Here is an 11,876-nt window from a genome sequence, read left to right as displayed (position 1 = left end):
ATAATTGCCTTGCTAACCGTGGGGGAGCCTATTAATTGCAAACATTTATAAATTTTAATAATTCACATTTTGAAAAGAGAGGGTAGGAAGCTTATAATGGAAATTAAGATTACATCATACGAGGTTGGTGAAAGAGGTGGAACCGATGAGCGCTCCTACACTGGATCAATTTCAGCAGCAAGTATCCGAATTGCTGCTCCGGCACCGCAGCTTACTAGATGTCATGTCCAAATTCGGTCAGTCAAGCGCTTCTGTCAACCGTGCAGTCACGAAAGCAGTGACAGATTGCGGCTGTATCGAGCTAAATGCCCGCAAGCAGCAATACTCAGACGAACTTAATCTTGAGGATGCAAAAACAACACTGCAAAGTCATCTCACGGGAGCCGTGTGCGAGCATTGCCGCGACGTATTGAAGTCTGATCTTGGACGCAACTTATTTTACATGACGGCTTTATGCAATTTGCTGGATATTCAACTCGATGAGGTTATTGCTGACGAGTACGACAAATGCTCGACTTTAGGACTGTTTAACTTAACGTAAGTGCTTACAAGGACATAATGATTGAGCCAGACCATTGTCTAAAGCTTTGAGGACCTTTTCCTCAAAGCTTTTTCTTTATGTCCGGCTACTTCGCCTTCGACTTCATACAGCTAAAATATAGCCCCATTTCTTCATCGGGTATATTTAAAAACAAATCCACCAGTGACCCGTCAAACTGTAAGTCATTGTTTTTTTGCAGCTCGGTATAAGCCTGCTCCTTCGTAAGGGGCATGCGATAAGGCCGAGACGACAGCATCGAATCAAACGCATCAATAATCGAGCATGCTCTTGCGAAAATAGGGATTTGATCTCCCATGAGCCCGTCAGGGTAACCGGCACCGTCGTATCGCTCATGATGGTATCTGACCAATTGCAAAATATTTACATCGTAGAATGAATGATTGATCAAAATTTCCTCGCCGTATTGGGGATGCCTGCGAAGTATGCTCCACTCCCATTCGCTCAATCGGCCTTTTTTGTGCAAAATTTCATTTGGAACTCTCACCTTCCCCACATCATGCAGGAAACTTCCCCTTATGAAGGCTTCTTTCTCATTGTCGCTAATAGGTAAATGTGGAGCGAATATTTCAGCCAACAGGGCTACTCTGACACAGTGCCGATAAGTAGCCGGACTCTTATACATCAAGTACTTCATCCAACTGCCTACGTTGGTTTGCTGTAAGGACATCACTTCCGCATAACCTGGACTAATCGTCATCCGCTTCTCCTTCTCAATCACATCGAGATTGCCATACAGTTGCTTTTAGAGCTCATTTTGTCAAATATAGTCTATAGACTTGAAATATTATACATACAGCGAGATGTCGCATAATAACAGTTATACGACAACAAGAGGAGGAATTCTGATGATAGTTGGGTCATTTTCAGAGGAAAGACTAGCTTTACAGGTAGTAAAGGAGAAAGAAATAACATTTACGGATGAACAAAAAATCCAGATGTTTTTGAGCAACCGCAGCAGATCGCAGCATACTTATAAGAGCTACTACAGAGCCATTGAACGATTCCGGATGTTCATATCCTACAAGAACATGAACGATGTTACGTGGAGAGAAATCGAGGCTTTCAAGGTTTATCTCCTATCGCTCAAAAATGAAAAAACAGGCTTGCCGCTTGCTCCAGCCTCCGTATCCGCAACCATCGCCGCTCTAAAATCGTTTTATAAATGGGGCAGTGATCCAAACATCGGATTGTTCCAGCAGAATCCGACTAGCAGCGTCCGCCTCCCCGTCATTCCGTTAATGAGCAAAAAGCATTTTCTAACTAAGAATGAGGTAGGCAAGCTGCTGCAATTTTTGCAATATGATAACAAGCGTAATTATTTAATAGCATTAAGCCTTCTTCTTCTGGGCTTGCGAGTGTCCGAATTATGCTCTATCCGCTGGTGCGATTTTTACTCAGATGCCACGGAATCAAACGTTTGGTTAACCGTCACCAGAGGAAAAGGTGGTAAAATAAGAGATATAAAAGTACCACGACATTTATGGCTTCTATTTTCCAGCTACTTAGGTACTAAGCCGCATCTAAGCAGCAGCTCTGATTCGCAAGTGTTCAGCATTACTTCCAGACAAGTGGAGCGGATGATTAAAGCCGCTTGCTTAAAATGCGGTTTGGACAAGCCGGTTACCCCTCACTGGCTAAGGCATACAAACGCCACACTTGCGTTATTAAACGGAGCTTCTTTGCAGCAGGTGCAGGAAACGCTTGGCCATTCGCACATCAATACGACTCAGCGATATTTGCATACCGTCGAACAACTTACGAAGTCAGCTTCTGATTATGTAGAAGAATTATTGATCGCCTATATCTAACAGACTAGTGAAGGAGGTTCTTATTGCCTATATAAAATGCAAACCACGTTGTAAAGATGGTATTAATGGCATATAATAGTAAGTGTTGATTTTATTATTTGTGTCTAATTTTGTCGTATAACTGTTATTATGCGACATCTCGTACGCAATTATTATATTTATTTTCGTGTTAACAACGCTCTAAATCATTTATTTCTGCGATTTTATTACAAAAAATAAAAATAGCGTTCCTACACACCGATGATCGTGTGTAGGAACGCTATTTACTTATCTTTTAAGCTAACGGTTTAAGCTGGCTTCTCTGATTGAACAGGCTCTTCAGTGACTTCATCGCGTTTCTTCCGCTTGCGATTTCGCTTGGGCAATCGGCGATCAACGTTTTTTTTTAGGCCGTACAGCGCATAAAGCAGCAGCGGTACAAACAATATTTTGGATAGATCGTTTTTGAATACGAGGCCAAGTATGACGGATACCACAATAACGATTGGGACAACCCATACCGCGCTTTTAGGAATACCGACCTTTTTGAAATTCGGATATTTAATCGTACTGACCATAAGTATGGAAAGCACAAGCGTGCTTGCAAGCAGCACGGATACGTATATGTCATCCTTGAATAAAGCGAGCGTCGCTAACACACCGCCAGCTGCCGGAATCGGTAGCCCGATAAAGTAGCCTGGCGCGCTTGAAATAACGTTGAAACGAGCAAGGCGCAACGCTCCGCATATGGGGAACAATGCCGTTACAATCCACGCGAACGTTGGACTCAAATCTTGAAAAGCGACAACATACATAATGAAAGCAGGCGCTACGCCAAACGAAATCACATCGGATAAGGAGTCTAGCTCTTTGCCGAACTCACTTTGAACGTTCAGCGCCCGAGCAACGCGTCCGTCTACACCATCAAGCAGCATGGCGATTAACACCATCATGGCCGCTGTATCTGGTTTTTCATTAAATACAAGAATGATGGCGATTACCCCTAAAAATAGGTTCCCCACCGTGAGAAGGCTCGGTATCGATTTTGCGATCATCTTTTCCACCTCTTCTCTACTATGCCCCAAAACCCTTAACGAATGTACATCTCGTTAAAAGACCACATTCAATCCATTGTATGGGATTTAGATTTGCCTGTCAATGAACATCTGCTCTTGGATCCGCTTGAGACCCTCTTTGATAGCCCGTGCCCGCACTTCTCCAATGCCTTCAACCTCATCCAATTCTTCAATCGTCGCCATCAAAATATGAGGCAGCCGTCCGAACCGTTCAATTAGATTGTTCATAATAATGAGCGGCAATCTCGGTATTTTGTTCAGGAGGCGATAACCGCGTGGGGAAACGGATTCGTCGTTCATATTGCTCGTATGTGGATAACCGATCAAACGGATGATTGGCGGCGCATCAAGCAGCTCATCTGAGCTTAGCTTCTTCAACCCTGCCCGAATTTCCCGAATCTTCTCATCCGAATTTTCTTTTGCGTAATCCTTAAGTAAGTACCACGCGTCCTCTTCTACGCCGCCGACCAGCTCATCCATTTGCATGCTGATCAATCGGCCTTCCGTACCTAGCTCAATAACATAACGCTTAATCTCCATCTTGATGCGCAGCACCATCTCCACACGCTGAATAACATGCGCCACTTCCTGCAGCGTAACAAGCTCTTCAAACTCAAGCGCAGATAAATTCGTAAACGATTGGCTAAGCACCGCTTTATATTTCTCGAGCGTTTGAATCGCCTGGTTCGCCTTAGTCAAAATAACGCCCATATCCTTCAGCGAATAACGCAGGTTGCCTTGATAAAGCGTAATAATGTTACGTCGCTGCGAGATCGATACGACGAGCTTACCCGTTTGCTTAGCAACGCGCTCCGCCGTCCGGTGACGTATACCCGTTTCAATCGATGGAATGGAGCTGTTCGGAATGAGCTGTGTGTTCGCATACAATATTCTGCGCATATCCTCGCTCAAAATAATCGCGCCGTCCATTTTGGCTAGCTCATACAAATAGTTCGGTGAGAAGTCGCAATTAATGGAGAAGCCCCCATCTACAACCTCCATCACCTCAGGACTATATCCAACAACAAGTAACGCCCCCGTTTTGGCCCGAAGCACATTCTCAAGCCCATCACGAAAAGGGGTACCTGGTGCGACTAGTTGCAATAATTGATTCATTATTTCTAACTGCGTAGGTTCCTTCATCGTCTGCCCCCCTATCCAAGCGCTGCCTTAAGTGCTTCCGACACTGTGGTTACGCCAATAATTTCTATGCCAGAGGGTGGCTTCCAGCCCTTTAAGCTCTTCTCCGGCATAATGACACGTTTAAAACCAAGCTTCTCCGCTTCCTTCACTCGCTGCTCCGCACGCGATACGGCACGAACCTCGCCCGTTAGCCCTACTTCGCCAAAGATGACATCGTATGGCTTGGTTGGGGCATCCCGAAAGCTGGATGCAATGCTGACGGCGGCTGCAAGGTCAACCGCCGGCTCATCGAGCTTCACTCCGCCTGCAACGTTCAAGTACGCATCCTGCGTTTGCAGGAACATGCCGTTTCTCTTCTCCAGCACCGCAATGATCAGCGCCATACGGTGATGGTCGATTCCCGTAGACATTCTTCTCGGAGATGGAAAATTGGTTGTCGCAACAAGCGCCTGAAGCTCAACCAGCACAGGCCTTGTTCCTTCCATGCTTGCGACGACCGTCGAGCCTGATACCCCAAGAGGGCGCTCCGACAAAAATAACTCGGAAGGGTTCGATACTTCCCTTAGGCCATCCTCGCCCATTTCGAAAATTCCGATTTCATTTGTCGAACCAAACCGGTTTTTTACGGCCCGCAAGATACGATACGTATGATGGCGCTCCCCTTCAAAATATAGAACGCAATCCACCATATGCTCCAGCAGCCTCGGTCCGGCAATCGCGCCTTCCTTCGTCACATGGCCGACAAGCACAGTCGCAACCCCTTTGATTTTGGCGACCCGCATAAAGTGAGCCGTACATTCACGGACCTGCGATACGCTGCCGGGCGCTGATTGCACATTCGGGTCATACACCGTTTGAATCGAATCAATAACGAGAAAATCTGGCTGAACCGATTCGATAGCATCATTAATTTGCTCCATATTGGTCTCGCATAATACATACAGCGATTCCGTCAGCGCTCCAAGGCGATCCGCCCTTAGCCTCGTCTGACGCACGGACTCCTCCCCGGAAATATAGAGCACCTTCAGTCCCTTCACCGCTAACGCGTGAGAGGTTTGCAGCAATAGCGTTGATTTGCCGATACCGGGATCTCCGCCGACCAGAATAAGCGAGCCAGGCACAACGCCTCCGCCGAGCACTCGGTTGAGCTCAAGCATCCTCGTTTCGATACGCGGCTCTTGCCCACTTTCTATATGTATGATGGACTGCGGCTTTTCTTTCGCATGAAACGATGACAATCCGACGCCCTTTGTCTTCACAACGGTTTCTTTTTCTTCCACCATAGAGTTCCATGCATGACAACCCGGACATTTTCCGAGCCATTTAGCCGCTTCTGTTCCACATTCCGTACAAACAAACTTTGTTTTAATTTTGGCCATTCCGTACTCCTTAAACGTTATGGGCTAGCACCAAATAGTTGATGCCATCCCTCGCGATACTCCTTAAAATGATGCTACATAAAGTTTACCATTTAATCCCCAATGTATAAACCCACATTGTTGATGAAAAAGGTTATTATCGCTTCTATTATTCGTTTCCCACAATACAACCTATCCCTGTTCTATAATATCGGCATTGTCCACAGACTTATTAACAAGTTATCAACATTATCCACAAGTCATCAACATATCCCCACAGCCTTTCAAAGAAATAATCTATAAAAAAACGCCCCCTTTATCCACAGTGGATAAGAGAGCGAAATCATTCTGAATCAAACGGGTTTTGTTAAAAATGTACTACGCCTCAATTCCAGCTTGTCGAGCAACCAAAACGCGATGCGTCGTCAGATGCGAGCCTAGCATGACGCTTTCCGTTTGCTGTCCGTCAGCGCCCTGTGACTGGCCTCCGCGATGTGCATGCGCTTGGCGAAATGAGTCGCTGTTCACCCAGCCCTCGAAGGAAGCTTTGTTTTCCCAAGTGGTGCTTACTTTCAGCTCATCAAATTCCTCTAGCCCTTCTGTAAACAACACCTCCATGCGCACAAAACCAGGCGATTGGTCAATCCCTTTTGAATTTTGAAAACGTTTGGCTACCGTCTCCCCGTGGCCCTTTTTTACTTTAATTGTATTTGTAACAACTATCATCGTTGTTCCTCCCCTTCTATGTAATGCTCTACTGCCATTATACGATAATGATTCTCATTGTCAATTGTATTCCATAATAAAAACTGTCCCGCAAGCATCATTTCTGGTTGCGGGACAGTCTAGGTTTATGCTTTATTTCGCAGTTGATTCTTCAGGCTCTTGCTCCGAGATGGCTTTCGTAACCGTCAAGGCGCCGTCTTTTTCGTCAATAGTGAACGTATCGCCCTTTTGGATTTTACCCATCAGCAAATCTTCGGACAAACGATCCTCGATATGCTTTTGGATTGCCCGGCGAAGCGGTCGCGCTCCGTATTGCGGATCATAACCTTCCTTAGCAAGGAATGCTTTGGCTCCATCGGTCAAGACGAAATCAACCTCTTGCTCACGCAGGCGCTTGCGAAGCTCCTCTGACATAAGCGTAACGATTTGAGCAATATGCTCCTCGCCAAGCGAGTGGAATACGATGCTCTCGTCGATCCGGTTGAGGAACTCTGGACGGAAGCTTTTCTTAAGCTCTGCCATCACTTTGTCCTTCATTTGCAAGAAATCACGTCCCGCATCCTGCACGGCTGTAAAGCCAAGCGAGGAATTGCGTTTAATTTGGTCAGCGCCAACGTTGGACGTCATAATAATCAATGTGTTCCGGAAATCGACGACGCGGCCTTTGGAATCAGTCAAGCGGCCATCCTCAAGCACCTGCAGCAAAATGTTGAATACTTCAGGGTGAGCCTTCTCGATCTCGTCAAGGAGTACAACGGAATATGGCTTGCGACGTACCTTTTCGGTTAATTGGCCGCCTTCTTCATAGCCCACATATCCAGGAGGCGCTCCGACTAGACGTGAAGTCGAATGCTTCTCCATATACTCCGACATGTCGATCCGGATAACCGCATTCTCGTCACCGAACATCGCCTCGGCTAGCGCTCTTGCCAGCTCCGTTTTACCAACGCCGGTAGGTCCTAAGAAAATGAACGAACCAATTGGACGCTTCGGATCTTTCAAGCCAGCGCGAGCACGACGGATCGCTCTGGATACCGATTTAACGGCATCCTCTTGCCCGATAATACGGTCATGAAGTATCTCTTCCATTTTGAGCAGACGCTCCGTCTCGCCTTCTGCGAGCTTGCTGACCGGAATTCCCGTCCAGCTAGCTACAACCTGAGCGATATCCTCCGGCGTTACCTCGGAATCGGTACGGCCCTGCTTTTCTTTCCATTGGTTTTTCGTTACATCAAGCTCTTCGCGGATTTTTTGCTCCGTATCGCGAAGCGCTGCCGCTTTCTCGAACTCTTGGCTTTGAACCGCGGAATCCTTCTCCTTGCGGATATCCTCCAAACGATTTTCAAGCTGTTTCAAATTTGGCGGTACGGTATAAGAATGCAAGCGTACTTTAGAGCCAGCTTCATCAATAAGGTCAATCGCTTTATCCGGCAAGAAACGATCCGGGATATAACGATCGGATAGCTTCACCGCTTGCACGATTGCTTCATCCGTAATTTTCACGCGGTGATGAGCCTCGTAACGGTCACGCAGGCCGTACAAAATTTGAATCGCTTCTTCCGGCGAAGGCTGATCAACCGTAATCGGCTGGAAGCGGCGCTCGAGCGCTGCATCCTTCTCGATATATTTGCGGTACTCGTCAAGCGTAGTTGCACCGATACATTGCAGCTCGCCACGTGCCAATGCGGGCTTCAAAATGTTAGATGCATCGATCGCGCCCTCTGCTCCGCCTGCGCCGATCAATGTATGAAGCTCATCGATGAATAGAATAATATTGCCGGCTTGGCGAATCTCATCCATGATCTTCTTCAGGCGGTCCTCGAACTCGCCGCGGTATTTCGTACCGGCTACAACTGAGCCCATATCCAGCGTCATGACCCGTTTGTCGCGCAATGTTTCTGGAATTTCATTCTCAATAATCTTTTGTGCCAGGCCCTCAGCGATTGCTGTTTTACCTACACCGGGTTCCCCGATTAGCACTGGATTGTTTTTCGTACGGCGGCTAAGCACTTGAATAACGCGCTCAATTTCTTTGCTCCGTCCGATAACAGGATCCAAATTTCCTTCCTTCGCATAAGCCGTCAAGTCTCTTGCAAGACCATCAAGCGTAGGCGTGCTTACGTTAGCCGGTGAGCCATGATTGCTCGATACCGCCTCGCTGCTGCCTAGCAGCTGCAGCACCTGCTGACGAGCCTTGTTGAGGCTGATGCCAAGGTTATTCAGCACGCGCGCTGCTACGCCTTCTCCTTCACGAATAAGGCCTAGAAGGATATGCTCTGTGCCTACATACGTGTGGCCAAGCTTTCTCGCTTCATCCATCGAGAGCTCAATCACTTTTTTCGCGCGTGGCGTATATGCAATGTTGTTCGGCTGCTCTTGTCCACGGCCGATCAACGCTTCAACCTCATCCTGAATTTTCTCAAGTCCTAATCCAAGTCCGATTAAGGCTTTGGCCGCTATTCCTTCTCCTTCGCGGATAAGACCGAGCAAAATATGCTCTGTACCGATATTGTTATGTCCGAGACGGACTGCTTCTTCTTGCGCTAATGCAAGCACCTTCTGTGCTCGCTCCGTAAATCTTCCAAACATCATATTCACGCACCCCCATGGCCTTTTTCACCGCGCAATTGCTTGCGGATGAGTTCTGCTCTCCTGAAATCCCTCTGCTCTGGGCTCATCTTCTCGTCGAAGGTTTGTTGTAGAAACCCGGGCTGAGTCATTACCAAAAGCTCATTCAACACTTGTGGCGTTACATCAGATAAAATCCCCAAATCTGCTCCAAGCCGCACATCCGATAATCGCTGTGCCGCTTCCTTGGAATCCATAATCGATGCATGAGACAAAATACCGTACGATCGCTTTATGCGATCCTCCGTTCTTAGCCGCGACTCTTGCATAAGACGCTTGCGAGCCGCTTTCTCATGCTCAATAATTTGCCTTGCTACGCTATAAAGATTTTCAATGATCTCGTTCTCGGATTGTCCCAGCGTAATTTGGTTCGACACCTGAAACAAGTTGCCAAGCGCTTCGCTGCCTTCGCCGTACAATCCTCTAACCGCTAAGCCCACCTGCGTGACTGCTGACAAAATACGATTGATTTGGGACGTGAGCACAAGTGCCGGCAAATGCATCATCACCGAAGCCCGAATGCCTGTTCCAACATTTGTTGGACATGTCGTTAAATAACCGCGTTTCTCATCAAACGCATAATCAGCCGCATCTTCAAAAATATCGTCAATTCCGCTGGCCAACGCCCAAGCCTCTTGAATTTGGAAACCTGGATATAGACATTGGATGCGCAAGTGATCTTCTTCGTTAATCATTATGCTAACAGATTCATTATCGCTCAAAATAACGGCCCCGCATCGCGAATCATTCGCTAAATTAGGACTTATCAGATGCTTTTCGACGAGCACCCTTTTATCAAGCTCGCTTAAATCTGACAAAATAATCGTTTCAAATGAACCAATGGACTGCAGCTTGCCGCTTTGGCTTACTTCAGTCAGCTGATCCATCACATCCTTGGATTGCTGATTCGTCGCAAGTAATGGAAATGGCTGATGCCTTAGATTACGAGCTACGCGCACTCTGCTGCTAATGACAATTTCAGATTCGGGACCTACATCCTTCATCCATTCGCTTAGTGCATGTTCTGAGAATCGATGCTTAGTCAAGAGCCTTACTCACTCCTTCTATGCCAGCTTACAGGTCGGCAATTTGGCGCTCCAGTTCACGTATTCGATCACGCAGCTGCGCTGCGCTCTCAAACTCCTCATGCTCTATTTTCGCTTGCAAATCCCGCCTCAGCTGTTCGATCTCGCGCTTGCACTGAATTTGTCCGCCTGAGCGCTTCGGTATTTTTCCGCTGTGTACGGTACTGCTGTGAACCCGTTTGAGAAGAGGATCAAGTTTACCTTCAAACGCTTGATAACAATTGCTGCAGCCGAAGCGGCCGATCTTGCTGAACTGGGAATAGGTTAATCCGCATTCCTCGCATCGCAGCGTTTCCTGCTTTATACCGGCAATCCCTGACCCGCCCAAATGCTCAAAATCAAGAAGTCCTGACAATAAGCTATGAATCGAGAAGCTATTCGGCGCCCCAGGAATTCCTTCCCCTTTCTCACGAGCACAGCTTTCACAAATGTGAAATTCGTTCTTCTCACCATTAATGATTTTTGTAAAATGAAGCGTAGCCGGCTTTTTGCCGCATTCTTGGCAAAACAAGCGTGATCCCTCCTCCGGGTATAAACGGTTTCGCGTTATTTAACCAGCAATGAGATAAGCATGGACCGGAGTAACCGGGCCCTCATTTCATCTCTTAGCGGCAGCTTGAGCGCGATTGTATCGCGATGCACGGCTGCACGAAGCAGGTTGCCTTCTCGCTTGGTAATGAGCCTTGCTTCCTCCAGCTGATAAATAAGTCCTTCCGCCGCACTTTGATCAACACATTCTCCAACCGTTTCCTCGATGTGGAATTGAATCGCCTTCAATGCCGGAAGATCAATCCGTTGTATACGGATATAGCCTCCGCCTCCGCGCTTGCTTTCAACCATGTATCCTTTCTCCATGGTAAAGCGAGTGCTGATGACGTAGTTGATCTGCGACGGTACACAAGAAAATTTGTCAGCTAAGTCATTACGCTGAATTTCCACTGCGCCCTCTGGGCTATCTTGGAGCATATGCTTCAGATACTGTTCGATGAGATCGGAAATGTTACGCAAACCACCAACCTCCCTGAGAAATAACCAACAAAGCCAAAGTTGAAACATTAATACAAAATTGTTATTTAGCCAAAATCATCAGACACCGAATATTCGGACAATTGACTTTGACTTTCTTTGACTTTGATTTTATTATATGCAATTTTAGCAAAAGGTCAAGTGGTCGTTTAAATTCATTTATATAATAGCTTGGTGCGGTTGCACTCTGTTTATACATAGGCGGCCGTTTTTCAACCGAACGATGGACATTTCTCCATAATATTTCCCCTAAGGGAAAACAACNTTTCAAGGTGCAAAGGTAATTACAGACAACCTCTCGGTTGCTGCTTCGGTGTAAGTATAACACCTGCTTGGCGACGTCCTACTCTCCCAAGACCCTGCGGTCTAAGTACCATTGGCGCTGGAGGGCTTAACGGTCGTGTTCGGTATGGGAACGCGTGGTTCCCCTCCGCCATCGCCACCAAACGTAGCGTGTTGCACGCTGAAAACTGGATACGAAAGAT

General features: G+C 46.9%; 11 protein-coding genes and 1 rRNA gene. 2 read left to right on the top strand and 10 right to left on the bottom strand.

The window, feature by feature from the left end; translation table 11 throughout:
* Nucleotides 1–145 precede the first annotated feature (145 nt).
* On the top strand, nucleotides 146–541 hold the full coding sequence (locus tag A7975_RS11005; protein WP_053373872.1) for a nucleoside triphosphate pyrophosphohydrolase family protein: 396 nt from the start codon (nucleotides 146–148) through the stop codon (nucleotides 539–541).
* A gap of 85 nt (nucleotides 542–626) precedes the next feature.
* Here the strand turns inward: A7975_RS11005 and A7975_RS11000 are convergent, their stop codons facing one another.
* Nucleotides 627–1,259, bottom strand: a complete 633-nt coding sequence (locus A7975_RS11000) for an HD-GYP domain-containing protein (protein WP_082198139.1) — start codon at nucleotides 1,257–1,259, stop codon at nucleotides 627–629.
* 148 nt (nucleotides 1,260–1,407) lie between these two features.
* Here A7975_RS11000 and A7975_RS10995 point away from each other — a divergent pair, with 148 nt between their 5' ends.
* Nucleotides 1,408–2,370 carry a tyrosine-type recombinase/integrase gene (locus A7975_RS10995; protein ID WP_053373870.1) on the top strand — a complete coding sequence of 321 codons (963 nt, stop codon included), beginning with the start codon at nucleotides 1,408–1,410 and terminating at the stop codon, nucleotides 2,368–2,370.
* Nucleotides 2,371–2,657: 287 nt separating this feature from the next.
* On the opposite strand, the gene pssA is transcribed toward A7975_RS10995, so the two are convergent.
* The 9 genes from pssA to rrf all read right to left on the bottom strand — a co-directional run bounded on the left by pssA (nucleotide 2,658) and on the right by rrf (nucleotide 11,838).
* The gene (gene pssA / locus A7975_RS10990) at nucleotides 2,658–3,404 is read right to left on the bottom strand and encodes a CDP-diacylglycerol--serine O-phosphatidyltransferase (protein WP_053373869.1); all 747 of its coding nucleotides are present in this window, start codon (nucleotides 3,402–3,404) and stop codon (nucleotides 2,658–2,660) included.
* Nucleotides 3,405–3,491: 87 nt separating this feature from the next.
* The gene (disA, locus tag A7975_RS10985) at nucleotides 3,492–4,568 is read right to left on the bottom strand and encodes a DNA integrity scanning diadenylate cyclase DisA (RefSeq protein ID WP_053373868.1); all 1,077 of its coding nucleotides are present in this window, start codon (nucleotides 4,566–4,568) and stop codon (nucleotides 3,492–3,494) included.
* Between the two features lie 11 nt (nucleotides 4,569–4,579).
* Nucleotides 4,580–5,947 (bottom strand): DNA repair protein RadA, encoded by a 1,368-nt coding sequence (gene radA, locus A7975_RS10980; protein WP_053373867.1) that lies wholly within the window; start codon nucleotides 5,945–5,947, stop codon nucleotides 4,580–4,582.
* Between the two features lie 357 nt (nucleotides 5,948–6,304).
* Nucleotides 6,305–6,652, bottom strand: coding sequence for an antibiotic biosynthesis monooxygenase (locus A7975_RS10975; RefSeq protein ID WP_053373866.1), 348 nt, complete (start codon nucleotides 6,650–6,652; stop codon nucleotides 6,305–6,307).
* Between the two features lie 132 nt (nucleotides 6,653–6,784).
* On the bottom strand, nucleotides 6,785–9,244 hold the full coding sequence (gene clpC, locus A7975_RS10970; RefSeq protein ID WP_053373865.1) for an ATP-dependent protease ATP-binding subunit ClpC: 2,460 nt from the start codon (nucleotides 9,242–9,244) through the stop codon (nucleotides 6,785–6,787).
* Between the two features lie 2 nt (nucleotides 9,245–9,246).
* The gene (gene mcsB, locus A7975_RS10965; RefSeq protein WP_082198138.1) at nucleotides 9,247–10,326 is read right to left on the bottom strand and encodes a protein-arginine kinase McsB; all 1,080 of its coding nucleotides are present in this window, start codon (nucleotides 10,324–10,326) and stop codon (nucleotides 9,247–9,249) included.
* Between the two features lie 28 nt (nucleotides 10,327–10,354).
* A complete protein-coding gene (gene mcsA / locus A7975_RS10960) occupies nucleotides 10,355–10,876 on the bottom strand; it encodes a protein-arginine kinase activator protein McsA (RefSeq protein WP_053373864.1) in 522 nt (173 codons plus the stop codon).
* 35 nt (nucleotides 10,877–10,911) lie between these two features.
* Nucleotides 10,912–11,373 carry a CtsR family transcriptional regulator gene (locus tag A7975_RS10955; protein ID WP_053373863.1) on the bottom strand — a complete coding sequence of 154 codons (462 nt, stop codon included), beginning with the start codon at nucleotides 11,371–11,373 and terminating at the stop codon, nucleotides 10,912–10,914.
* A 348-nt stretch (nucleotides 11,374–11,721) separates the two neighbouring features.
* Nucleotides 11,722–11,838, bottom strand: a 5S ribosomal RNA gene (gene rrf / locus A7975_RS10950).
* Nucleotides 11,839–11,876 lie beyond the last annotated feature (38 nt).

The sequence above is a fragment of the Bacillus sp. FJAT-26390 genome (genome assembly GCF_001682865.1).
Lineage (GTDB): Bacteria > Bacillota > Bacilli > Paenibacillales > Paenibacillaceae > Pristimantibacillus.
The sequence above is the reverse complement of the archived record's forward strand: the minus strand, read 5'-3'. Positions and strand labels throughout refer to the sequence as shown.